Origin of the sequence: Dyadobacter sp. 32, from assembly GCF_902506755.1 — a bacterium.
GTDB lineage: Bacteria > Bacteroidota > Bacteroidia > Cytophagales > Spirosomataceae > Dyadobacter.
In genome coordinates this window covers 4,488,298-4,511,048 of the sequence record NZ_LR735258.1, presented here as the reverse complement: position 1 = coordinate 4,511,048, position 22,751 = coordinate 4,488,298, and the positions used below count along the sequence as shown (strand labels likewise).

General features: G+C 44.5%; 20 protein-coding genes. 7 read left to right on the top strand and 13 right to left on the bottom strand.

Annotated features, from left to right (window positions below; all coding sequences use genetic code 11):
- Positions 1–12: 12 nt before the first annotated feature.
- Both DYADSP32_RS18310 and DYADSP32_RS18305 read left to right on the top strand, forming a co-directional pair.
- On the top strand, positions 13–3,456 hold the full coding sequence (locus tag DYADSP32_RS18310; RefSeq protein WP_149241394.1) for a SusC/RagA family TonB-linked outer membrane protein: 3,444 nt from the start codon (positions 13–15) through the stop codon (positions 3,454–3,456).
- 40 nt (positions 3,457–3,496) lie between these two features.
- Complete coding sequence (locus DYADSP32_RS18305; protein ID WP_149241395.1) at positions 3,497–5,182, top strand: SusD/RagB family nutrient-binding outer membrane lipoprotein; 1,686 nt, start codon at positions 3,497–3,499, stop codon at positions 5,180–5,182.
- Between the two features lie 58 nt (positions 5,183–5,240).
- Here the strand turns inward: DYADSP32_RS18305 and DYADSP32_RS18300 are convergent, their stop codons facing one another.
- A complete protein-coding gene (locus DYADSP32_RS18300) occupies positions 5,241–5,717 on the bottom strand; it encodes a hypothetical protein (RefSeq protein WP_149241396.1) in 477 nt (158 codons plus the stop codon).
- Positions 5,718–5,840: 123 nt separating this feature from the next.
- Entirely contained in the window at positions 5,841–6,845 is a 1,005-nt protein-coding gene (meaB, locus tag DYADSP32_RS18295; RefSeq protein WP_149241397.1) for a methylmalonyl Co-A mutase-associated GTPase MeaB, read from the bottom strand.
- Positions 6,846–6,974: 129 nt separating this feature from the next.
- On the opposite strand from meaB, the gene DYADSP32_RS18290 reads away from it, so the two are divergent.
- Positions 6,975–8,969, top strand: coding sequence for a M1 family metallopeptidase (locus tag DYADSP32_RS18290; protein ID WP_149241398.1), 1,995 nt, complete (start codon positions 6,975–6,977; stop codon positions 8,967–8,969).
- A 69-nt stretch (positions 8,970–9,038) separates the two neighbouring features.
- Here the strand turns inward: DYADSP32_RS18290 and DYADSP32_RS18285 are convergent, their stop codons facing one another.
- The 5 genes from DYADSP32_RS18285 to yihA all read right to left on the bottom strand — a co-directional run bounded on the left by DYADSP32_RS18285 (position 9,039) and on the right by yihA (position 13,239).
- Positions 9,039–9,983 (bottom strand): ketoacyl-ACP synthase III, encoded by a 945-nt coding sequence (locus DYADSP32_RS18285; protein ID WP_149241399.1) that lies wholly within the window; start codon positions 9,981–9,983, stop codon positions 9,039–9,041.
- 131 nt (positions 9,984–10,114) lie between these two features.
- Complete coding sequence (locus DYADSP32_RS18280; RefSeq protein ID WP_149241400.1) at positions 10,115–11,251, bottom strand: glycosyltransferase; 1,137 nt, start codon at positions 11,249–11,251, stop codon at positions 10,115–10,117.
- Positions 11,248–11,907 (bottom strand): deoxyribose-phosphate aldolase, encoded by a 660-nt coding sequence (gene deoC, locus DYADSP32_RS18275; RefSeq protein ID WP_149241401.1) that lies wholly within the window; start codon positions 11,905–11,907, stop codon positions 11,248–11,250. Before deoC ends, DYADSP32_RS18280 begins: the two co-directional genes overlap by 4 nt.
- An 80-nt stretch (positions 11,908–11,987) precedes the next feature.
- A complete protein-coding gene (locus tag DYADSP32_RS18270) occupies positions 11,988–12,488 on the bottom strand; it encodes a DUF5606 domain-containing protein (protein ID WP_149241402.1) in 501 nt (166 codons plus the stop codon).
- A 136-nt stretch (positions 12,489–12,624) separates the two neighbouring features.
- On the bottom strand, positions 12,625–13,239 hold the full coding sequence (gene yihA / locus DYADSP32_RS18265; protein ID WP_149241403.1) for a ribosome biogenesis GTP-binding protein YihA/YsxC: 615 nt from the start codon (positions 13,237–13,239) through the stop codon (positions 12,625–12,627).
- Between the two features lie 198 nt (positions 13,240–13,437).
- Here yihA and DYADSP32_RS18260 point away from each other — a divergent pair, with 198 nt between their 5' ends.
- A complete protein-coding gene (locus tag DYADSP32_RS18260; protein ID WP_149241404.1) occupies positions 13,438–13,908 on the top strand; it encodes a thioredoxin fold domain-containing protein in 471 nt (156 codons plus the stop codon).
- 123 nt (positions 13,909–14,031) lie between these two features.
- Here DYADSP32_RS18260 and gmd read toward each other — a convergent pair whose 3' ends face one another.
- The gene (gene gmd / locus DYADSP32_RS18255; RefSeq protein WP_149241405.1) at positions 14,032–15,144 is read right to left on the bottom strand and encodes a GDP-mannose 4,6-dehydratase; all 1,113 of its coding nucleotides are present in this window, start codon (positions 15,142–15,144) and stop codon (positions 14,032–14,034) included.
- A gap of 48 nt (positions 15,145–15,192) precedes the next feature.
- Positions 15,193–15,774 (bottom strand): SPOR domain-containing protein, encoded by a 582-nt coding sequence (locus tag DYADSP32_RS18250; protein WP_149241406.1) that lies wholly within the window; start codon positions 15,772–15,774, stop codon positions 15,193–15,195.
- 102 nt (positions 15,775–15,876) lie between these two features.
- Here DYADSP32_RS18250 and murB point away from each other — a divergent pair, with 102 nt between their 5' ends.
- A complete protein-coding gene (gene murB / locus DYADSP32_RS18245) occupies positions 15,877–16,893 on the top strand; it encodes a UDP-N-acetylmuramate dehydrogenase (protein ID WP_149241407.1) in 1,017 nt (338 codons plus the stop codon).
- Here the strand turns inward: murB and DYADSP32_RS18240 are convergent.
- The 3 genes from DYADSP32_RS18240 to DYADSP32_RS18230 form a co-directional block, all read right to left on the bottom strand.
- A complete protein-coding gene (locus DYADSP32_RS18240) occupies positions 16,890–17,600 on the bottom strand; it encodes a glycosyltransferase family 2 protein (protein ID WP_149241408.1) in 711 nt (236 codons plus the stop codon). The genes murB and DYADSP32_RS18240 overlap by 4 nt on opposite strands.
- 141 nt (positions 17,601–17,741) lie before the next feature.
- Positions 17,742–18,650, bottom strand: coding sequence for an ROK family protein (locus DYADSP32_RS18235; RefSeq protein ID WP_149241409.1), 909 nt, complete (start codon positions 18,648–18,650; stop codon positions 17,742–17,744).
- A 79-nt stretch (positions 18,651–18,729) separates the two neighbouring features.
- Positions 18,730–19,440 carry an SDR family oxidoreductase gene (locus DYADSP32_RS18230; RefSeq protein ID WP_149241410.1) on the bottom strand — a complete coding sequence of 237 codons (711 nt, stop codon included), beginning with the start codon at positions 19,438–19,440 and terminating at the stop codon, positions 18,730–18,732.
- Positions 19,441–19,646: 206 nt separating this feature from the next.
- On the opposite strand from DYADSP32_RS18230, the gene DYADSP32_RS18225 reads away from it, so the two are divergent.
- Both DYADSP32_RS18225 and DYADSP32_RS18220 read left to right on the top strand, forming a co-directional pair.
- On the top strand, positions 19,647–20,375 hold the full coding sequence (locus DYADSP32_RS18225; RefSeq protein WP_149241411.1) for an ABC transporter permease: 729 nt from the start codon (positions 19,647–19,649) through the stop codon (positions 20,373–20,375).
- Between the two features lie 50 nt (positions 20,376–20,425).
- Complete coding sequence (locus tag DYADSP32_RS18220; protein ID WP_149241412.1) at positions 20,426–21,172, top strand: ATP-binding cassette domain-containing protein; 747 nt, start codon at positions 20,426–20,428, stop codon at positions 21,170–21,172.
- Between the two features lie 15 nt (positions 21,173–21,187).
- On the opposite strand, the gene DYADSP32_RS18215 is transcribed toward DYADSP32_RS18220, so the two are convergent.
- Positions 21,188–22,702: a polysaccharide biosynthesis C-terminal domain-containing protein gene (locus DYADSP32_RS18215; RefSeq protein ID WP_149241413.1), complete on the bottom strand. Its 1,515-nt coding sequence runs from the start codon at positions 22,700–22,702 to the stop codon at positions 21,188–21,190.
- Positions 22,703–22,751: the final 49 nt, after the last annotated feature.

Below are 22,751 nucleotides of genomic sequence, written 5' to 3'. Positions count from 1 at the left end.
ATCCTTCTATCTATGAAGCAACATCTACAATTCCCCGGCTCGGATAAACATCCGGAATGCAGAGGCACTTGTCCTCGCAGTATCTGGTGTATCCCTGGATTATTTTCCGGTATACTTCTCGCATTTTTGTTTCTGAGACCATTCACTATTTACGCGCAGGACATTCAGGTAACTGGCTTGGTTACGGAGCAGACTGGTGGTGATGCAATCCCTGGTGTGAGCATATTGGTGAAAGGAACCTCCAATGGCACCATCACGGATATTGATGGCAACTTTTCATTAAAAGTCAATCCCAATTCTATACTTGTACTTTCTTTTATTGGATTTCAAAAACTGGAGGTGCCTGTAAACGGGCAGTCGGTATTGAATATTAAATTAAAAGAGGATACCGGGCAACTCAATGAAGTGGTGATCACGGCATTAGGCGTTAGCAAAGAAAAAAGACAACTGGGTTATTCGGTTACGGATATTGCTGGCGCCAAACTTGCCGCTACAAACGAAGTAAGTCCCATCAGTGCGCTCCAGGGGCGTATTCCTGGCGTGCAAATCGACCAGGGGGCCGGAGGCTTGACCGGTAACACGAAAATTTTGATCAGAGGAAACTCCACGCTGGGGCTTAATAATCAGCCTATTTTTGTGGTGGACGGAGTGATTCTGGATAACGATATTTATGACAATAGCGGGCGGGATTTTGGAAATAATATCAAAAACCTCAACATGGAGGATTTTGAGAGTGTATCGGTACTCAAAGGCTCTGCGGCGGCGGCGCTTTACGGAACTCGTGCCATCAATGGTGTCATACTGATAACCACAAAAAAAGGAACGCAGAGAAAAGGAATTGGTGTGAACGTTTCGCAAACGTTTTCTGCCCAGCAACCTTATCGTGGGCCTGATTTTCAGAACGAGTATGGCGGTGGAACCGTTGGTGCATTTTTCACAGACACACGTGATCCCAACTACAAGGCGGACGAATCCTGGACAACAAAGGTCTTTCCGACCAACAGTCAGGGACAGCCATATATTGATCGTCAGATTGGTAGAGAGCTGGAAAACTGGGGACCCAGATTTGCCGGGCAACAAGTGTTGGATTATGACGGGAAAATGACCACCTACCAGGCCTATCCCAACAATTACCTGGACGCCTTCCAAACCGGCAGGGGAAATCTGACCAATATTGCCATCGATGGAGGCAACGATAAGTCTACTTTCCGGCTATCCTATAATAGAAATGATAGTCGGGGTATCAACTACAGAAATGAGTTGACTAAAAATGCCTTCAATCTTCGGGCAACGCAAAAGCTTAATAAATTTCTTTCAGCTGACGTAACGGCCGACTATACATCTACCATGGGTAAGAATCCGCCAAGCTTGTCACTGAACAGGTATATCTGGGTCTTTGGACGGAATTATGATACCAAGAAATGGATGCAACGGGAGAACTACATTGGCTACAATGGTGGCATTCCGCAGGCAAATGATCCCAACGAGCCTAATAAGGTCCCTGAACCGAACATCTGGTTTAATATTTTCGAAAACAGTTATACGCAAAGAGAGCAAATGGTGCGCGGAAGGATCGCGCTTACCGGCACTGTTACCGATTGGATGAAAGTGCAGCTGGAAGGTAATATCAATAACGTTTACACAGAGAACGAAACAAAGGAGCTCGGTCAGGGGACCAATTTTACTGGCGGAAAATATGCCCTAGGGCATTCCACAAAAGAAACCAGATTTCTTAAATGGATGGCCATTTTTAACAAACAAATTACACCCGTGCTGGACTTTAGCGGATATGTGGGGGGCGAATCGCAACGAATGGGTCTTTCATACAATATGACTGAAACCGACGGCGGACTTAGTTATCCGGGCAATTACTTTCTTGCCAACTCTGTAAATGCGCAAAGGGCAACCGGAGGTATCCGAAACAGACGCTCGTATAATTCTCTATACGCCAGCGCAGACTTGGGTTACAAAGACCAGTTGTTTTTGCAAACCACCTGGCGAGGAGACTGGTCATCCGCTTTAACCTACAAAAATGGCAGTGGCAATAATTTTTACAATTATCCTTCGGCAAGTCTTTCGTGGGTATTTTCGCAAACTTTCAGTAACAGTCTACCCAAATGGATTACTTACGGAAAGCTTCGCGGGAACCTGGCAGCGCTGGGTGGGGATATTGACCCCTTCACATTAAATGCGGGTTTCGCCTTTAAAGATTTTACTGATGCCGGCGGGGCAGGGAATCAACCCATGTCCACGTATAATTCCATGTCGACGCTGCAGACCAACATTAAACCACTTCGGAAAATAGCCAAGGAGGTGGGGATGGAAATGAAGTTCTTCAATAATAGATTGGGATTTGATGTTTCTGTTTACCGCGACAACACCCGGAATCAGCCAATATCTATTTCCGCTCCCATTGAAAGCGGCGTTAACAGTATTCTGATCAACGCGGGTAATATTCAGAATACGGGGATAGAACTTTCTATTGACGCCACACCTCTCGAGATTGGAGCGTTTAAGTGGAATACGGTCGTTACTTTTTCCCGCAATCGCAATAAGATTCTCGAACTCTATGGAGATCGTGAATACTACGCGCTTGAAAATGAAGGGAATGCAAGCAATGATTTGATTCCCTTCGCAAAAGTAGGCGGAGCTTACGGCGTAATACGTACCAAGATCGCCGCCAAAAGATATAACAATGAAGGCAGCCCCAATAACGGGAAGCAGGTCCTGTCATGGCGTGCAGACGCAAGAGCAGCGTTTCCTGCCAGAAGCAATGAATGGAAGGACGTAGGGGATATCAATGCAAAATTCCGGTCGGGTTGGGATAACACTTTCAGCTACAAAAGAGTCTCTTTGAATGTGCTGTTTGATGCCAAAATCGGCGGTGATATGATCATTACTTCCCTGAGGTACGGAACGCATACGGGGATTTTCCCTTCTTCACTTCAAGGCCGTGATGCAGCGCATGGCGGAATCACCTGGACCAGCAAATTTGACAACAAGACTTACGATGACGGAATTATACCGGATGGTGTTTTTGATGCAGGACAGAAAATCACTCAAGCCAACGGAACTCAGGTGGATGTAAGCGGCATGAGTTACCAGGAAGCATACGATAAGGGTTATGTGGAGCCCACGCATTTACCCCAATTTATGTATCGCTACGGATCATCCTCAACAGCAGTGGGTGATTATTGGATTGCCAAAAATTCGTGGATCTCCCTGCGCCAGGTATCGGTAAGTTATCAAGTCCCGCAGTCTATTTGTGAAAAAATCAAGCTCAACTCCCTCTCAGTGAATTTTGTCGGTCGCGACCTTTTGTATTTGTATAACACACTGCCAAACAACTTTAATCCGGCATCCAATGTCTCCAACAGCACGGCGGTTCAGAAAGAAGTTGGTTTTATTCCTCCAATGACACGTTCGCTTGGAGTAACTCTAAGGGCAGGATTTTAGTCAGTGATAATGATTCAAGAGGATCTTAAAAGATATTAAAATGAAAAAAATAACCTTGAAATGGACCACAGGGTTGATGTTGGCAGTGATACTGCTCCTGTCGAATTCCTGTAAAAATAATTTTAGCGAGATCAATACAGATCCCAGCGTAGTGACGGATCCTGATCCTAAATTTCTATTCACCTATTCACTCAATAGCCTTCAATCAAGTGGCTCGGAGTGGATATGGGAAAATCTGGAACAATTGCTGCGGTTCTCCGAGCATCTTACCACCGATCCCTACGAGCTTTCCACCAATATCAACTCCCGTTATAGTAATTATTATAGCAACGTGCTTCCCAACCTGATTGAGATCAGGCGCCAGATTGATATGAAAGCGGACAAGGAGAGATATCAAAAAATGCGAGCGGCTACCTACATAGCCGGTATTTTTTATGGACTCCGGGTGACCGACCTCAATGGCTCGATTCCCTATACCCAGGCGGGCCTGGGTAGAAATGACGATAATTATAAGCCCGAATATGATAGCCAGCAGAAGTTGTATGATTCCTGGCTTACAGAGTTGAATACTGCGATTGGTGATTTGAGTGCGGCCTCAGCAGATCAGGTTTCTTATGGGAATGCGGATATATTCTATCGCAGCGATTGGACTAAATGGGTAAAGCTGGCTAACTCTATGAAGCTGCGGATTGCAGTGAGATATGAAGGTCAGGACAAATCTAAAACGCAGGCTATTTTTAAAGAAGTCATGGAAAATGCTACCGGCCCGATCGTTTCAGACGCGGATCAGTTTGCTTATATTGATCCGAACAACAACCCGATTGGAAACGATATAGACTATAGAAGCGTGCGGTTCGCCACCAAATCCATAGCTACTTTTCTCAAAAAGACCAATGATCCGCGATTACCAATCTATTTCAGCCCCAATGATCTGACACCGGCAAACCTTGACTCTTTGAAAAAGTACAACGTGGCTCTTCCGGCATTTATCGACAAGGCCGATCCATTAATTCGTTACCAGGGTGGACCAGCTGACTGGACTACAGATCCGGAGACCGCTAAATATTACAAGAATACACTTGCCGCGGGTTCTGCTAAGTTGGTGTTGATGTCATCTATCAACAAGGTATTTTTCGCCCCGCGGCGTAATGGAGCTACCGGAACATTTCATGATTATCTTGTAACAAGTGCTGAAACCTGTTTTTATATCGCCGAACTGATTGAAAAGGGGTATGGAACGGGAGTAAATACAAAGGGATCATCTGAGGAATGGTATAAAAAGGGTGTCACCTCCTCTTTGCGTACGATGAATGCTATTGCCGTAGCGGCACAGTCAGCTACCGGATTCGATCAGAATACAATTGATGCACAGATAACAGCCTATCTGGATCAGGTTAATGTAAAGTTCAATGGTACCAACAACCTGGAACGGATCTATATTCAGGAGTATCTCAATTTTATGCGTCTGCCAACGGAGGCGTTCACCTTCATTCGTCGCACGGGATATCCTAAAAATAGCTCTGCCTACTATCCGCGTGACAAGTTTAATGAACCCATTCCGCGTCGCTATTGGGTAGATGAGCCGCCACTTGGAACCAACAATGAAAATTGGCTAAAAGGCCAAACGGAACAGGCTTTCACTCCGGGAGACAGGAGTGTTCAGGTTTTGAGTACACAACGGCTCTGGTTTGACAAAAATAGCCCGGCGCCGGGTGAAGGGAAATAACTAAAAAACACCCTGTCGGCATTTCCGGCAGGGTGTTTTTCTGTATAGGAAATAATTATCAGATTCTTTTTACCGTGATTACTGCGTTAACCGCCGGTGTGGTCGTGTCAGAATTCGTATTTACTGTTATCGTCATCTGGCTGGTCTGCTGTGTGATGGGGAATTCCTTTACCGTAGTGCCATTGGTCAATTTGAGCTTGGTACCTTCCACTTTCCATTTTGTTTCGGCCCCTATTGTCAATCCGGCAGCACCCATGGCCAGAACGGCCACATCGCAGTTTTCTGCTGTCACGGTATTATTTGAATTAAACTTAAAAACTAGGCTGGAAATACATGGGGCATAAGTAGTTATCTGGCCAAGAAGTGGAATTGTAGTACCAGGGGTCTCAGGAGCTACTGAAACATATTGCCAGCTTCCAACAATTGGATTCGTATCAACAGGATCCGGATCGTCCTTTTTGCAGGAAACGATGATAATGGAGAGAATGAGAAGGGCAGGGAGTGTGATTTTACTAAGTTGTTTAACTATTTTCATGGATAGTACGAGATTTGTGTTATGTTTTTTGGTACGCTGTTGTTAACGTTCAAACGTAGACTAATAATTTCTTTTGGCAGGAATTTTACTCCAAATTCATCAAAAAGCCATTTTAAGTGATCGCTAAATGGGTTCTTCACTTTTTTTTGTTAAAAAAAGAGCCAAAAGACGTTCCGCTGCTACAACGGGGAGTTCCGTTTCCTCCCGAACCAATTTTTCGATTTCGGGGATACTTCGTTTGATAACCGAATTTTCATAAAACGCACTTTCGAGTGCCTGCCGTATGCGCTCATGCATCCAATCCAGGTTTTGCGACTGACGGTTTCGAATGAAATATCCATTGTCCGACGTAAGTTTTTGGTAGTCCGATATCATGTTCCACAATTCAGGAATTCCTTTCCCTTCAAGGCCCGATGCTGTAACCACTTGGGTAATATGTCCCGAAGCTGATTTTGGCGAAAGATGTAATGCGTTCCGGTAAGTGCCCATCGCCTCTTCTGCGATATTTTGGTTAGCACCATCCGCTTTATTAATAACAAGCACATCAGCCATTTCAATAATCCCTTTTTTAATTCCCTGCAATTCGTCACCGGCTCCCGCAAGCATGAGCAACAGAAAGAAATCCGTCATTCCGTGTACCAGGATCTCCGACTGCCCTACCCCCACCGTTTCGATGATGATCACTTCAAATCCCGCAGCCTCACAGAGCAGCATGGTCTCGCGGGTATTGTCGGCCACTCCACCGAGGGAAAGGCGTGCCGCAGACGGCCGGATATAAGCGAGTGAGTCATTGGAGAGTGTTTCCATCCTTGTTTTATCACCCAATATACTTCCACCTGAACGTTTGCTGGAAGGATCGATCGTAAGCACGGCGACTCGCTTTCCAAGGGAAGTCAGGTGCTTGCCAAAAGTTTCTATAAATGTACTTTTACCGACACCAGGCACACCGGTTATGCCAATTCTGATGGAGTTGCCGGAAAAGGGCAGAATCTCACGAAGTATTTGTTTGGCAAGGACTTTGTCGGAATCAAGTTTACTTTCTATAACTGTAATGGCGCGGCTAAGCACAACCCGATCGCCGGAAAGGATGCCTTTGGTGTACTCAACAACGCTTAATCGCTTGCGCATAGATGAAACAGGTCGTGCGTAAAAGTCGGCATTCAAAGGCAATTATGAAACTTTTGTTACGAAAAAACGCGAAAAGCCGTATATTGCCCGTTACGTTATACATGTCTTTTTTAATATTTAATTATACGAATGAAATTTTCATTATTACGCTTTTGCATCCCTGCGATCTGGTGCCTGAGCTTATCCAGTTCGTTTGCACAGAACGAGGAAAAAGTGAGATATGATGCCCATGCGCTTTTTCACCCCTTATTTAACTTCCAGCCTGGCAATGAGTACCGTTCGGGTAGTGGTGCGCCTGGCCCAAAATATTGGCAAAACCGAGCTGATTATAAAATCAATGTGGCGCTGGATGAGGAGAAGGGAACATTGGATGGGCAGGTAGAAATAACCTATAAAAACAATAGTCCGGAAGCCCAGGAGTTTATCTGGATACAGCTCGACCAAAATGCGTTTACCGACAAGTCCAGAGGAGAGAAGACAACCCCGATAACCGGAGGCCGCTTTGCAAATAATGGATTTATAGGAGGTAATACGATAAAGTCTGTTTTTGTTCAGCAAGGAAAAGACAAGTCGGTTGAGGCCAATTTCATTATCTCTGACACGAGAATGCAAATTCGTCTTGCCAATGCGGTGAAACCAAACGGGGATGTCATCAAAATTAAAATTGACTATTCCTTTAAAGTTCCGCAGTACGGTGCCGACCGAATGGGTACACTTCAGACAAAGAACGGACCCATTTATGAAATGGCGCAATGGTATCCCCGTGTAGCGGTCTTCGACGATATAGAGGGGTGGAATGTACTTCCCTATCTGGGTGCCGGCGAGTTTTATCTGGAATATGGTGATTTTGAATACAACATTACCGTACCATGGGATCATATTGTGGTAGGATCCGGTGAGTTGCTGAATCCGTCGGACGTGCTTACTTCCGAGCAGCGAAAACGACTGGCCGATGCGGCGAAAAGTGATAATACGGTGATGATCCGAAATGCAGAAGAGGTGACGAACCCATCTTCCCGCCCAAAACAATCGGGCAATCTGACCTGGCGATTCCGCTGCCTTCAGGCAAGGGATGTGGCATGGTCTACGTCCAAGGCGTTTGTTTGGGATGCGGCGCGGATCAATCTGCCCAATGGTAAAACTGCTTTGGCGCAGTCGGCCTATCCCGCCGAAGAAGGAGGCCATGATGCATGGGGGCGTTCAACGGAATATGTTAAGGGTTGTATTGAATTTTATTCAAGTTATGTTCATGAATACACCTATCCGGTGGCCACCAATGTAGCTGGAATCGTAGGCGGAATGGAATATCCGGGTATTGTATTTTGTAGTAGCAAAAGTAAGAAGGATGAGCTGTGGGAGGTTACGGACCACGAGTTTGGACACAACTGGTTTCCGATGATTGTGGGCAGTAATGAGCGTAAGTATGGCTGGATGGACGAAGGATTCAATACGTTTATTAATTTTCTTTCAAGTGATTATTTCAATAATGGAGAATACAAAAATAGCCAGCTGAATGACCTGCATCGTTTGGCCCCCATCATTTTCCGCCCCAATGCCGATCCGATTATGACGATTCCGGATGTGGTTCAACCGGCAAACCTTGGCTGGGAAGCCTATTACAAGCCAGCTATGGGGCTGAAAATGCTTCGTGAACAGGTGCTGGGAAAGGATCGGTTCGATTTTGCTTTCAAATTATATGTAAAACGCTGGGCATTTAAACATCCGACGCCTTACGATTTTTTCCGTACCATGGAGGACGGTGCTGGTGAAGACCTTGGGTGGTTTTGGAAAGGATGGTTTTTTGAAAATTATCAATTGGATCAGGGTGTAAAAGAGGTTTCGTATGTTGAACAAAACCCTCAAAAGGGATCATTCATTACGATTGAAAACCTTAATCAATGGGCAATGCCTGCCAAGATAGAATTGGAAGAGGTGAATGGTAAGAAAACGCTTGTTGAACTTCCTGTGGAAATATGGCAAAGAGGAGGATCCTGGACATTCCGTGCGGATACCAAAGGCCCTTTGCGATCAGTAATCATTGATCCTGAGCACAATTTGCCGGATGTGAATCCTGAAAACAATGTGTGGAGGCCGACGAATTTTACGGAGCCAAACGTAAACTAGAAGGGCTACGGAGAAGAAATGGCTGAGGCCTGCAAGTTGATTTTTACTTGCAGGCCTTACTTTTTATAATTAGGTCGTAATCAGCATAGCGCCGTAGGAATAGCCGCCGCCGAAAACCGTTACAACAATATTCTGGCCTTTTTTGAATTCGTCCTTGTGTTCCGACAAAGCGATAGCACAGCCGGCGCAACCGGTATTGCCAAGATACTGAATATTTGATATCAGTTTTTCGGCCGGAATGCCGAGTGTGTTGATTACATTGAGACTGATCCGGTGGTTGGCCTGATGTGGAATCAGATAGTCGAGGTCATCGATAGTGAGGCCGCATGCCTGTAAAACCTGCTGGCTTACTTTCGGCATGTAGATACAGGCATTCTGAAAAACGTCACGTCCATAAGGCATGATAACGCCCCGGTCGTTAGGTCGGAGAACGACGGCCTCGATGGCCTTTCCGCTAGTTGCTGCGCCACCGGTAATCAGTTTTTTAATCTGCATATCCGACTCCGTTTGCCTTTCTTTCGAAATGAGCAATGCCGAAGCCCCATCACCCCACAGGTGACCAGATACGGTATCCAGTTCGTTGTAGTATGCCGTATTATGGTCGGAGACGATTACCAGGGCTTTGGTAGCCTTGCCCATAGCAAAGTATCCTTCCACGATCTCAATGGCATTGAGTAAAGAAGAGCAGGCGGAAGAAATACTGACAACAGGTATATCAGGTATCTGAAGTTGATGCTGGACGGCATGTGCCAGTGTGACAATGGTGTCGTAGGGTGTGTAAGTGGCACCAACGATCAGGTCAATTTCATTCTTACTGTAAGGAATATTTTCCAGCAAAGTCTCCACGGCGTTCATAGCCATAGTCGTTGTGTTTTCGTCGGAAGAGGCTTTCCTGCGTTCAGAAATTCCAGTGCGTGCTACAATCCATTCATCTGAAAGGTTGTTGAGATTTGTAAAATATTCATTACCAATAACTTCGCTTGGCAAATAGTGACTAATTGTATTAATATACATGGTTGAGAAATTGACCCCGCAAACGGCTATTCTATTTATTTCCGAAAGTTAAATATTTCGTAGAAAACGTAGTACTTAATATTTGAACAATTCAACAATAAGTCTGTAAAATTATAGCCCAAAGTGAGAATTTAATAAATTTTTGAGTTTGAAACCAATATTTTTTTATACAATGAAAAAAGCACCTCTTCTTCACTCACCCAATTGTATTTTTTTTCAACAGCTTCTCTTCCGTTTTTACCTAATCCCTGTGCTGCCTTGGGGTTAAGTATCAGCCAATCCAATGTTTGGGATAATTTGTCGGAATCGTACGGGGAAATGCAAAAGCCACATCGGGCTCCATCGACCACCTTCCGGTACAAAGGGTAGTCTGATGTTATTACGGGCAAATTTTGTGCCATGTATTCGAATAGCTTTGTGGGATAGGATTCCGGATAGTCCGCAACTGGCTTGAGCAAAGCAATTCCGGCAATGGATTTACGGGCCAATGAAAGGGAATATTTCAGATCTGTGTATCCATGAAGTGTGATATGATCCCTGATTTTTTCATAACCTGGGAGTCGGTATGCCTGCTGCAATGAAAACCGTACGGGGCCGAACATATGCACATGGAAACGGGCATGCTTGTGTTTGAGCTGCACCAGGGCAGCTACCAAGGTATCAAAGCTTCGTTCCATGGACACCACCCCAGAGTAATAGAAAATGGGGGCGCTTTCGGGTTCTTTTGCTGCTGACGAATAACGATCCAGAAAGGGCAGGGACGGATAATTCTGAATTACGGATGCCGGATATTTGAGATGGGCATAAACGGACAGGTAAGCGCTTTCGGTAAGCACAATGTGAAAATGCTGACGGGCAATACGGTCCAGATGACGGAAAAGTAGCCGATATATGATCCAGTTATTAGTGGTCTTTATTTCGAATTTTTTAAACAAATTCTCCTGTACTTCATAGATTACATTGGCGCCCAGCCATTTGAACAAAAAAGCAACAGGTATTAACTCCGGCACAAAAATATGCACCACCGCCGGCCGAAGTAAAAGACATTTCAATAAAACCACCGGATGCGTAAACAGCAACCTTAAAGTTAAACGCCTGAAATATGGGAGAGAAACCATGCGTATGCCCGGTGCAAAGTCATTCGTTCTGGCATGGGGCAGGGCACAAATGACCTCATAATGCTCCGTGAGTGAGGGGCCTATTTTATACACGATCCTGGGGTCGGTCGGAGGGTGTACAGCGCTGAGCAGCAAAACACGTGGTTTCATGCCGTCGTTACAATGGATGCACCTGAAGAAGTACCGATTCTTTCTGCACCGGCTTGGATTAGGGAAGATGCCTGTTCATAAGTATCAATCCCACCGGATGCTTTAATTTTAATTTGAGGTGGCAGAATAGACCTCAATTTTTGTATGGTCTCCACCTTGGCTCCTGTGGGAGCAAAGCCTGTGGAGGTGTTCACAAAATCTGCCTGCGCCTCGGAACATATTTCACAAATCGTGTAAAGCTCAAACGAGTCGAGGTAGGCAGTTTCGATAATAACCTTCAGTTTCGCACCATTGTCATGTACCAGATCGGCCAGTTGACGAAGCTCGTCCCTCACACTCAAATAAGCCATGGACTTGAATTGTGAAATATTCATGACTACATCCAGTTCCGAAGCACCGTCGGCCAGAGCTGCCCGGGCCTCAAACATCTTCGAAGCCGTGGTGCTAAACCCTAGTGGGAAACCTATTACCGTAGCGATCTCAATTTTTACCGGACAGTATTCCAGCATCTCTTTGGTATAAGCAACAAAGGTCGGGGCCACACAAACGGCCTTAAATTGATGAATCCAGGCTTCCTCGCATAGTTTGCGTATATCCGTTTCATTGGAGGTGGGCCTGAGCAGCGTGTGATCTATATAGGGGGAAAGATGGGTCATACGTCAGCTGTAAACAAAAGCAAGTTAAAACAAAAGCCCCGTCAAACCGACAGGGCTTCTTAAAGATATAAACTCAAATATTACGCTTCTGAATCTTCTGTTTTAGCCTCCTCGACCTTAATAACCTCTTCGGCTGCTACCTCTTCGGCAGGACTGTTGAATAGTTCAGGAACATGTTTTGAAAGAAGGTTGTACCAGGTTATGATTTTTTTGATGTCAGAAACATAGACCTTTGACCTGTCAAAATCGGGTAGGATCTTGTTGAGAAATTCAATAAGATCCTTGTCGGAAGCGGTCTTACTCTGAAGCGCCACTTCTTCTCCATGTACTTCACGAATCTTCAGGAATACGTCTGCCAGTGCTACGGATTCCACTTCTCCATCGGTAAAAATGGACACATCCTTTAATACAGAAACCCGGGCTGTGGGTCCAATAAGCGTTTTTTCATGTTTGTCGTCCAGGCTTTCAACAATTACACCGGCGCGACTCGGTTTAAGAATGCGGAACAAGCCGCTTTTGCCAGAAACGTTGGCTATTTCTTTCAACAAATCCATTCCGGCGGATTCAACTTTATCACTCATCCTTTTATACGATTAGTTTTTTCTTTAATTCAACTTACCCGAGCTATTGATTACTTCAGTATCTCAGTTAGATACAAACTGGTTGTGCACTTTAATTTTCCGCAAAATAACGGAAAGAAAAAGCAGTAAGCAACCCTTAGACTTCACTCGTTTTCTGAAACGTCCTGTTGTAGCCTTCTATTGTATCTAAAATTGCTTCACGACCTTCATGTTTTTCGGCAGAAGTCACAAACATAGGTGGAATCACTTCCCAGAGCTCAGACAGTTTTTGGGTATAATCCAATACCTGCTGCTCAATCTGGTAAGCTTTCAGTTTGTCCGCCTTGGTGAAAATGATGTGGAAGGGGATTCCCGATTCGCCGAGCTGGCCCATAAATTCCAGATCGACTGCCAACGCTTTGTGCCTTATGTCAACGAGCACGAAGGTACAGACCAGGTTACTGCGATTGTGCAGATAATCACCGATCATTTTTTCCCATTTTTCTCTTTCTACTTTACTTACTTTGGCATATCCATACCCCGGCAAATCGACCAGGTACCAGGATGCGTTAACAATAAAGTGATTAATTAATTGGGTTTTTCCGGGCTGTTGTGACGTCTTTGCCAGCGACTTTTTTTCAGTAAGCATGTTGATAACCGAAGATTTACCCACATTTGAACGGCCTATAAAGGCATATTCAGGAAGTTCGGGCGGGGGACAATTCTGGTAGTCAGAGTTGCTCATTACATATTTTGCATCAGTTATTTTCATGGCAAATCGTATTTTGAAGCTGCAAAGGTACGGCTTTCTTTTTATGCCCGGGTTACGTCAGAGAAACTAAGGTGTGCAACATACTGACAATGATTCCGTTTTGAAAAAAAATAGGGCACTAATTTCCTGTTCGTTTGATAAAATAAAACTACATTGTAATTTCGTTATCCACTTGATCAAACTGTAACAAATCAAAAAATGAAGATTTTTAAGAAGCTGGTTTTTATATTGGCTGTGTCAGCCGCGTCATTGATGGCCGTACATGCAGAAGCCGGAGATAAAAATGATGAAAAGGGGGCGGATAAGGGTATTGTATTTGTTCCAGGTTCCTGGGCGCAGATTCTGAAGAAGGCCAAAGCCGAGAATAAAATTATTTTCTTTGACGCTTACACAACCTGGTGTGGACCTTGCAAAATGTTACAGAAAAACGTCTTTACGCGTCCGGATGTGGCAGATGTTTTCAATAAGAATTTTATTAACGTAAAAGTGGATATGGAGAAAGGGGAAGGACCTATGCTTGCTGAACGTTATCCGTTGGAAGGGTACCCCACCTTGTTTTTTATAGATGGTGATGGTCATGTTGTGAAGGAAATTATTGGATATCAAAATCCGGAGACTTTAATAAAAGTGGGTAAAGCGGTAGCTAAGAAGAACGGGGCGCTATTATAAATCAGAAAATATACCGAAGAAAAATAAAACCCGGGAGCTTTTATCTTCCCGGGTTTTTGTATTAACGACTTTACTTATTACAAACGAAAGACACTTATTTGGGATTGGATTGATCCCGGAGTCTCATTCGAAATAGTTGGGAACACGATGTCCGCTACTCTCCAGTAACTGATCCTTTTTGAAAAGTGTAAGATCTGCTGTTACCATGTCATTTACCAAGGCTTTAAGATCATACTTTGGCTTCCAGCCCAGTTTAGTCATCGACTTTGTCGGATCGCCGATCAACAGTTCCACCTCAGTGGGGCGGAAGTAGCGGGGGTCTACGGCAACAACCTCCTTGCCTATTGCAACCTGATAGGATGGATTAGAACATTTTGTCACCTTAGCCACTTCTTCGGCACCTTCGCCCGAAAACTCCAGTTCAATACCCACTTCGGCAAACGCCATTCTTACGAAGTCGCGTATACGCGTTGTAACGCCTGTTGCTATTACAAAATCTTCAGCTACATCCTGTTGTAAAATAAGCCACATGGCTTCCACAAAATCCTTCGCATGGCCCCAGTCGCGTTGTGCGTCCAGATTGCCCAGAAAAACTTTTTCCTGAAGCCCCAGAGCAATTCTTGCCACGGCGCGGGTGATTTTTCTGGTTACGAAAGTTTCTCCACGTAGCGGAGACTCGTGATTGAACAGGATCCCGTTTACCGCATACATATTGTATGCTTCCCGGTAGTTCACGGTGATCCAATAACCGTAAAGTTTGGCTACTGCATACGGCGATCGGGGGTAGAATGGGGTGGTCTCCGACTGCGGGACCTGCTGAACAAGCCCATAGAGCTCGGACGTTGAGGCTTGGTATATCCGTGTTTTCTTGGTGAGGTCAAGCAATCTGACGGCCTCCAGAATACGAAGTGTACCTATTCCGTCCACATTGGCTGTATATTCAGGCTCTTCAAAACTTACCTGCACGTGCGACATGGCGCCGAGGTTGTAAATTTCGTCGGGCTGAATCTCCTTTATAATCCTGATTATATTTGTAGAGTCGCTCAGATCCCCATAATGCAAATGAAAATGTACATTCTTTTCATGTGGATCCTCATAAAGATGATCAATCCTTTGTGTATTGAATAGAGAACTGCGACGTTTGATGCCATGAACTTCGTATCCTTTGCTTAAGAGAAGCTCTGCCAAATAGGCACCATCTTGTCCGGTGATCCCGGTTATTAACGCTTTTTTCATCTTGATTAGTTGTGTATTATAAAATAGTCGTAATAGGTAGATTGATGTCTAGTTCTGGTCAGAGGGCAAGTTCAGCATCAAACTTTTCTTTATTTCAACGCGATCGGCGAGTACAACGGCGGATGAATATTGTTCTTTGATAAGTTCCAGATATTGTTCCGCATCACTGCGATACATAAAGTCGCCGGCCTTCACCCGATAAGTTGGCTGAGAATAAGATACATAAGGATTTAGGTCAGGGAATTGCTGGTATATGTAAGATTTGGCATTGTCAGCTTCCTGCCTGACATTGCCCACATAGAGTTGAATCCGAAACCCACTGATGTAGCGAATGGCCTTATTTTGTTTGTGTAAAGTGTCCAAAACAGCTTCCAGACGCTTATTTATATACAATGGCTTTGCTGTACTGCTTTTTGTACCCGTGTTTGCGGTTTCGTTTTTTACCTGTGCTTTTCTTTCAATTACAGGTTCGGTGTATTCATACCGGGGCCTTACAGTCGAAAGGTCTTCCCGATATTCCGTTTTGGAAGTGCTGAGCGTACTTTTTTTGCTACATCCCGAAAGCAGGACAACAATAGGGAAAAGTGCTAACAAAAGTATTTTTTTATCCGGCAACATCTTTAATCTCATTCGCAGTGACACCACAAACTTAACCAAAAATTGCATGAATCACCATACAGCGCTATTGTGATTCTATTTTCTAACTTTGCGATCGTTTAACAAGGACATTTGATGCATATTCAATACAATAAAGACCTGACTAAATTAAATACATTCGGTCTCGCCGCGTCCGCGGCTTTTTTCGCTGAGGCCCGGTCGGTAAGAGCGCTATCGGAGATCATTACCAGCATTGAATGGAATAATATCCCCAAATTTATCCTTGGCGGAGGAAGTAACGTTTTGTTGCTGAATAACATCGATCAGCTGGTAATTCATCTGTTAATCAAAGGAATTGAAAAGATCCGGGAAGATGACGATTATGTCTGGTTACATGCCGGAGGCGGTGAAGTGTGGCACGATCTGGTCATGTATTGTGTAGCCCATGGATATGCAGGAATTGAAAATCTGTCTCTGATACCAGGAACAGTCGGCGCTGCGCCTATGCAGAATATCGGGGCGTATGGTGTTGAGATAAAAGAGGTTGTGGAAACTGTAGAGGCTCTCTTTCTGGCGACCGGCGAATTGAAAGTATTTACCAATAAGGAATGTAATTTTGGATACCGCGAAAGCGTATTCAAGCATTCTCTGAAAGGTAAGTACGTAATCACAGGCGTTACGTTTCGCCTGAATAAAGTCCCTCAGTTTAAGGTTTCCTACGGCGATATCAAAAGTACACTGAATGAAATGGGGATAACATCCTATTCAATCAAGTCCATTAGCGACGCAGTGATACGCATTCGGCAAAGTAAATTGCCCGATCCGGCAGAAATAGGAAATGCTGGAAGTTTTTTCAAAAATCCGGAGATACCGGCAGATCAATACGAAAAATTGAAGACCTATTTTCCCGACATGCCAGGGTATCATACCGGTCCTGGACTGGTCAAGGTTCCTGCCGGGTGGCTGATTGAGCAGGCAAACTGGAAAGGTTACCGCGAAGGTGCCGTTGGCGTTCATGATCGTCAGGCACTCGTGCTGGTCCATTATGGTGGGGGAACCGGGGCTCAGATTAAATTATTGTCAGAAAAGATTCAGGCTTCGGTGGAAGCTAAGTTTGGAATTAAGCTAATGGCGGAAGTTAACTTTGTTTAGCTGCCAAGACCATATCTTATGATGCAATAGAGGGCCCTGAATCCATCCTTCCAGTTTATTTTTTTACCTTCTTCGTAAGTTCGGCCGTAATACGAGATTCCCACTTCATAAATTCTGATTTTGGGTACCCTGGAAATCTTGGCCGTAACTTCGGGCTCAAAGCCAAATCTTTTTTCAGTCAGGACAAGTCCTTTGAGTAGATCAGCCCGGAATAATTTATAACAGGTCTCCATGTCCGTAAGGTTGAGATTGGAAAACATGTTGCTAAGGAAAGTAAGAAGCTTATTTCCGATTGTATGCCAGAAAAACAGGATACGGTGGGGTTTACCTCCCATAAATCGTGACCCATAAACCACATCTGCAAAACCGTCCACAACCGGTTTAAGAAGAATGTTGAACTCTTGTGGATCATATTCCAGGTCGGCATCCTGAACAATAATATAATTCCCGGTTGATCTGCGGATTCCTGTGTGCAGCGCCGCCCCCTTACCCTGGTTAAATTCATGACGGAAATAGCTGATTTCCATCATCGGATTCTCCTGAATAAATTGGTTGGCAACGGCTTCTGTTTGGTCTGTGGAGCAATCATTCACCACCACAATCTCTTTTTGGAACCCAGCAATCAGCTCAACAGACCTGAGCTTTTCCAGCACAGACCGGATCGTTTTTTCTTCGTTGTAGGCGGGAACAATTATCGATAACTTCATGCAGGAGAACGTATGAGCAAATTTGGATAAAGCCTAACCCCTAATGGTTAAGATAAGTAAATTTGACTATGTTGAGTATCAGTAAATTTGATCGTCCCATCAGCCGTAGAGGGACGATCAAATTTATGAAATAACTTTCCCTTAATCAAAACACAACGATGCTGCGCCCAACAAGCCAGCGTCGTTCGCAAGCGTTGCACGCTTGATGGTGATTGTTTTTAAATAGTAAGGAGTCAGCCAGTATTCGAACTTTTCATTAATTGCCGGCAGGATAAATTCAAAGGATGCCGAAATTCCGCCGCCAATCAGAATGGTGGTGATGTCCAATATACGGATCATCGCAACCAGGCCTTCTGCAAGGAGATAACCCATTTCCTGAAAGATCTGTTTGGCTAGTTCATCTCCTGCCGAGGCTGCCGCAACAAGCCCAGTGGTGGAAATGGTCCCGTCCGACGGAAGCTGAGTGGTTCCGGTATAACTGGCCCTCATCCGGTTGGCCATATCAAGAAGCTCCTTCTTTCCTATATTTCTTTCCAGCACTTTTCCGTTTTTGGAAGGAATATGACCTGGCTCCATGGCATTTCCGCCACCACCCTTGAATACTTTTTTGTCGATGATGGCCGCCCCTCCAATTCCGGTACCCAGGGTTACAAAAATGTAATCCTCAGGTAGCTTATCCTCACCGAAATAATATTCGCCCAACGCTGCCGCATTGGCATCATTTTCAAGGAAAAAATCGTGACCGGGAAAGCGTTTTTTGAGGACTGGCACGATAGCAATCCCATCGATTTCCGGGATTGCCGTAATTTCTATTAATGTGGTTCTATCTCGTGTTGTAAGGCCAGGTACTCCAATTCCCACTTTTTTAACCTCCGGATATTCCACCAATTGAAGTGATATGGCGTCACCAAGCCGTTCTATAAAATGGCCGGAGCTTCGCCAGCTGGCTGTATCATGACTATAAAAATTGGAAATTCTCCCATCTGAGGCATCCACGATACCCATTTTTACATTGGTACCACCCACATCTATACCCAGGTATTGTTCCATGAAAAGAAATATAAGGGATTTTAATAAATAATTTTAATAATTCGGCAATTTAACAAAATTGGTTTGTTCTTTACTAAACTTAGCCCAAATCTCCAAGTTGTGGCCTGATCAGGATTTCCTCCAGGTTGGCTCTCGGCGACAAGGAATAGGCTGCAAAAATGGTATCAGCCACGTCTTTGGAGTCCATAAATCTCTCTGAGGGCAATTCTGTACCTTTCCAGCTATCCGTAAAGGTAGCTCCGGGTAGTACCGCAGTAACTTTTACATTAAAAGGCTTCATTTCTTCCCGCAGTACTTTGGTCATTCCATATAATGCAAATTTGGATATGCAATAGGATCCCCCGTTGGGGTAAGCGACTATGCTGGCAGTCGAACACAATGTGAAGATATGCCCCTTCCTTCGGCTTATCATCTCATTGATCAGGCCACGGGTGAGATGATAGGCACTGTAAAGATTTGTCTCAATTGTTTTCTCAAGTACACCTTCCTCTTCGTTATGAACCTGTCCGGGAATAAAAATGCCGGTATTGTTGATCAAAACGTCGATTGACCGATTCAGGGAAATGATGTGGTCAATAAATGAATTGAGCTCGGAACGAACTGAAAGATCCGCTTTATGACAAAAGAGGATCGTTTTTGGAAAGGCAAGACGCGTTTCTTCCTGTAATTCCAAAAGATCACTTTCGTTTCTGGCACAGGTAACCACGTCGAATCCGGCCTCCATGAATCGTTGGATACAAGCCCTTCCAATGCCCTTAGTTCCACCCGATATGATTGCCAGAGGATTCATTTATTTCTTGATATTTGGTTTTTTAACGGAGGCTGAAATCAGCCTGGCCGTTAGTATTTATTATGTTCTATTGAGCAAATACGGGTGGAATCGGCGGCATATTAAATCTAAAAAGCCTCCCGAAACGTCGAAGTTATTACTATAAGATTACTTTGGCTCTTTTTTTGCCTAATTTTCGCGAAAATATCGAATACAATCTGGATTATATGTCTGTTATAGGAAAATACTTTATTTTTTTGGGGACGCTTTTTGGTAAAGGCGAGAAAATAGGCGTTTACTGGCGTCGGTTTATGGAAGAATGTGTGGGCATTGGGGTAAGCTCCATATTTATTGTTGCCATCGTTTCCACTTTTATTGGTGCGGTTTCGTGTATCCAAACGGCCTATAATCTGGTGAGCCCGATTATCCCCGTTTCTACGGTTGCTTTAATTGTAAGAGACATGCAATTGCTGGAACTCGCTCCCACCATTACGTGTATCGTGTTGGCGGGGAAAGTGGGTTCCAACATCGCAAGTGAGCTGGGTACCATGCGCATTACAGAGCAAATCGATGCGCTAGAAGTTATGGGAATAAACTCTTCTTCCTACCTCGTATTACCTAAGGTGCTGGCGGCCATGTTTACATTTCCCATGCTGGTTATTTTTGCCGCGTTTCTTGGGATTTTTGGAGGCTATCTGGCAGGAACGCTCACCGGTGTAATTACGGAAAGAGATTATTTGTATGGAATCCGCGATTCCTTCGTCCCTTATAATTTATTTTTTATGTGTATTAAACCCTTTGTTTTCGGGTTTTTGATCGCCACCATTTCGTCCTTCCAGGGATTCTTCACCGTAGGAGGTGCTCTGGAGGTCGGCAGATCCAGTACCCAGGCAGTTACCAACAGCTGTATCGCGGTACTGATCGCCGATTACTTGCTGGCGCAACTTTTACTGTAAATTTTATTGAAGACGGAATTTGAAAAATAACCTGATTCAACACCGGAAAAATGATTGAAATTAATGATATAAGAAAGGCTTTCAACGGAAAGGAAGTTCTAAAAGGAATCACTTCTACGTTCAAACAGGGAGAGACCAATCTGATAATCGGAGGAAGCGGCACGGGTAAAAGCGTTTTGCTCAAAGCCATGATAGGCTTGGTGAAACCCGACTCGGGAATTGTGCTTTACAATGGCCGTGATTTTTACAACAGCGATAAAGAAACCCAGCAGTCCATCCGGCGCGAAATGGGGGTTTTATTCCAGGGAGGCGCTCTTTTTGATTCAAAAACCGTTGAGGAAAACGTGCGGTTTCCGCTCGACATGCTGACCAATCAGTCGCCGGCTGAGAAGCAGGACAGGATCACCTTCTGCCTGCAGCGGGTAGGGCTGGAGGCTGCCGCCAAGCGTATGCCCTCGGAAATAAGCGGTGGCATGAAAAAACGTGTGGGTATTGCAAGAGCCATTGTGATGAACCCAAAATACCTGTTTTGCGATGAGCCTAACTCGGGTCTGGATCCGCTAACCTCTGTAAAAATTGATGAGCTGATCAAGGAGATAACGGATGAGTATCAGATCACAACCATCATCATCACCCATGATATGAATTCTGTTCTGGAGATCGGGCAGAATATAATATTCTTGTATGAGGGAGCTAAGCTTTGGGAAGGCTTGAATTCGGATATTGTGAGAACAGACGTACCGGAGCTAAAAGAGTTTTTGTTCTCCAATAAGCTTCTTCGGGAAATGGAAAGGTAGCGGGGGATTGCCTACTTACCGTACGATTTTCTTCCTTGTCATAAAGGGCAAGGAATCTTTTTCGATCCAAAAAACCACCATACTAAAAACGATAAACATCGTCATGTGTATGGGTACTGCCACAAGCAGATTTGGGATCTTGATAAATGTTGAGGCATATATCAGCAGGCCCGCTGCAAAGATATAACTCAGGGCCGACCTCACCTGGTACGGAACAGGATAGTATTTTTGCCCATAGTAATAACACAGGGCCATCATTGTAAATCCTGAGCAGGCAAAAGCAATAGCACATCCAAGATAGCCTACCCGGGGAACAAGAACAATGTTCAGAATGGCCACTGTCAATGCACCTGTGAGTGTAAGGAATGTACCATACTGTGTTTTATCGGTAAGCTTGAACCAGGTTGCGAGGTTATAGTAAATTCCTAGAAACAAAAAGCCGGCCAATAACCAAGGAACTACGGCAATACCTTCGTGGTAAATTTTCTTTTTCAAAAATAACTCTGCCAAAAGGTCTACGTTCAGGCTTATTCCCACCCACATCAATACACAGATTATTACAAACCACTTGGTAACCTTGGCAAAGACGTCGGGGGCATTTTTATCTTCTCCTTTTGAAAAGAAGAAGGGCTCCGCAGCATATTTGAAGGCCTGTATGGCAAGGTTCATAAAAATGGAAAGCTTGTAACACTGGATGTATATTCCAATTGCGGCCCGGTTGGTGCGGCCGGGATAAAAGTCAGGGGGTAAAAGATATTGGATAAATGCCCGGTCAAACAAAGTGTTAAGTACAGCACCGGCATTCATGATCAGAATGGGGAAAGCGTACACCCAAACGGGTTTGAACAATGCTGCGCTGAACACAAATCTGAAATCCGCAAGCTCCTTTCTTAGCATCCAGAAATACAAAATATTAGCGATAAGGTTCGCCAGAACAATATAGCTGGGCGCATTGACAGGGTTGTAAAAGAGGTCTATGACGGGCTTAAGTGAGCGCAGGTAATCTCCTTCATAAATATCGCGGCAGATGATCAGAAAGAAAACATTCAGAAGGATGTTTATCAGTATGTTTGCCACCTTGATGGTCACGAATTTTTTGCCATTTCCTTCCAGCCTAAGCCTTGCGAAGGGTATAGCAACGATGGCGTCTATGGCCATGATGATCGCGAAGGTTCTTACCAGGTTTGTGCTTTCGGGATAGGTGATAAAGTCAGCAGCCGGAGCAGCGAATATGAAGAGTAATCCCGAGAAAAACGTACTGGTAATCAATACGGCGCTCAGGATCAGATTAAAGTATTGGGTACGATCGCTTTCCTTTCTTGCAAACCTAAAGAATGCCGTTTCCATACCAAAGGTATACAATACAAGTGCAAGCCCGGCGTAGGTATAAAGCTGGCCTTGAGCAACAAGCTGTTGGGGTTCAAATAGTTTGGTGTGAAGGGGAACCAGCAAATAGTTCAAAAACCGACCTAGCATGGTACTTATACCATATATCGCAGTCTCGCTTGCTAGTTTTTTTAATACGCTCATAGGTACGATTTCCCCAGGTTGGTTCGATTGGTTTATATCCCGGTGTAAA

Bases quoted from the DNA above. Each gene is read 5' to 3' on its own strand.
- DYADSP32_RS18300 (WP_149241396.1), bottom strand. From the start codon at position 5,717: ATGAAAATAGTTAAACAACTTAGTAAAATCACACTCCCTGCCCTTCTC.
- DYADSP32_RS18310 (WP_149241394.1), top strand. From the start codon at position 13: ATGAAGCAACATCTACAATTCCCCGGCTCGGATAAACATCCGGAATGC.
- DYADSP32_RS18230 (WP_149241410.1), bottom strand. From the start codon at position 19,440: ATGAATCCTCTGGCAATCATATCGGGTGGAACTAAGGGCATTGGAAGG.
- DYADSP32_RS18270 (WP_149241402.1), bottom strand. From the start codon at position 12,488: ATGAGTGATAAAGTTGAATCCGCCGGAATGGATTTGTTGAAAGAAATA.
- DYADSP32_RS18285 (WP_149241399.1), bottom strand. From the start codon at position 9,983: ATGTATATTAATACAATTAGTCACTATTTGCCAAGCGAAGTTATTGGT.
- deoC (WP_149241401.1), bottom strand. From the start codon at position 11,907: ATGACCCATCTTTCCCCCTATATAGATCACACGCTGCTCAGGCCCACC.
- DYADSP32_RS18305 (WP_149241395.1), top strand. From the start codon at position 3,497: ATGAAAAAAATAACCTTGAAATGGACCACAGGGTTGATGTTGGCAGTG.
- DYADSP32_RS18290 (WP_149241398.1), top strand. From the start codon at position 6,975: ATGAAATTTTCATTATTACGCTTTTGCATCCCTGCGATCTGGTGCCTG.
- DYADSP32_RS18240 (WP_149241408.1), bottom strand. From the start codon at position 17,600: ATGAAGTTATCGATAATTGTTCCCGCCTACAACGAAGAAAAAACGATC.
- DYADSP32_RS18260 (WP_149241404.1), top strand. From the start codon at position 13,438: ATGAAGATTTTTAAGAAGCTGGTTTTTATATTGGCTGTGTCAGCCGCG.
- meaB (WP_149241397.1), bottom strand. From the start codon at position 6,845: ATGCGCAAGCGATTAAGCGTTGTTGAGTACACCAAAGGCATCCTTTCC.
- DYADSP32_RS18215 (WP_149241413.1), bottom strand. From the start codon at position 22,702: ATGAGCGTATTAAAAAAACTAGCAAGCGAGACTGCGATATATGGTATA.
- gmd (WP_149241405.1), bottom strand. From the start codon at position 15,144: ATGAAAAAAGCGTTAATAACCGGGATCACCGGACAAGATGGTGCCTAT.
- yihA (WP_149241403.1), bottom strand. From the start codon at position 13,239: ATGAAAATAACTGATGCAAAATATGTAATGAGCAACTCTGACTACCAG.
- DYADSP32_RS18235 (WP_149241409.1), bottom strand. From the start codon at position 18,650: ATGGAACAATACCTGGGTATAGATGTGGGTGGTACCAATGTAAAAATG.
- DYADSP32_RS18280 (WP_149241400.1), bottom strand. From the start codon at position 11,251: ATGAAACCACGTGTTTTGCTGCTCAGCGCTGTACACCCTCCGACCGAC.
- DYADSP32_RS18220 (WP_149241412.1), top strand. From the start codon at position 20,426: ATGATTGAAATTAATGATATAAGAAAGGCTTTCAACGGAAAGGAAGTT.
- murB (WP_149241407.1), top strand. From the start codon at position 15,877: ATGCATATTCAATACAATAAAGACCTGACTAAATTAAATACATTCGGT.
- DYADSP32_RS18250 (WP_149241406.1), bottom strand. From the start codon at position 15,774: ATGAGATTAAAGATGTTGCCGGATAAAAAAATACTTTTGTTAGCACTT.
- DYADSP32_RS18225 (WP_149241411.1), top strand. From the start codon at position 19,647: ATGTCTGTTATAGGAAAATACTTTATTTTTTTGGGGACGCTTTTTGGT.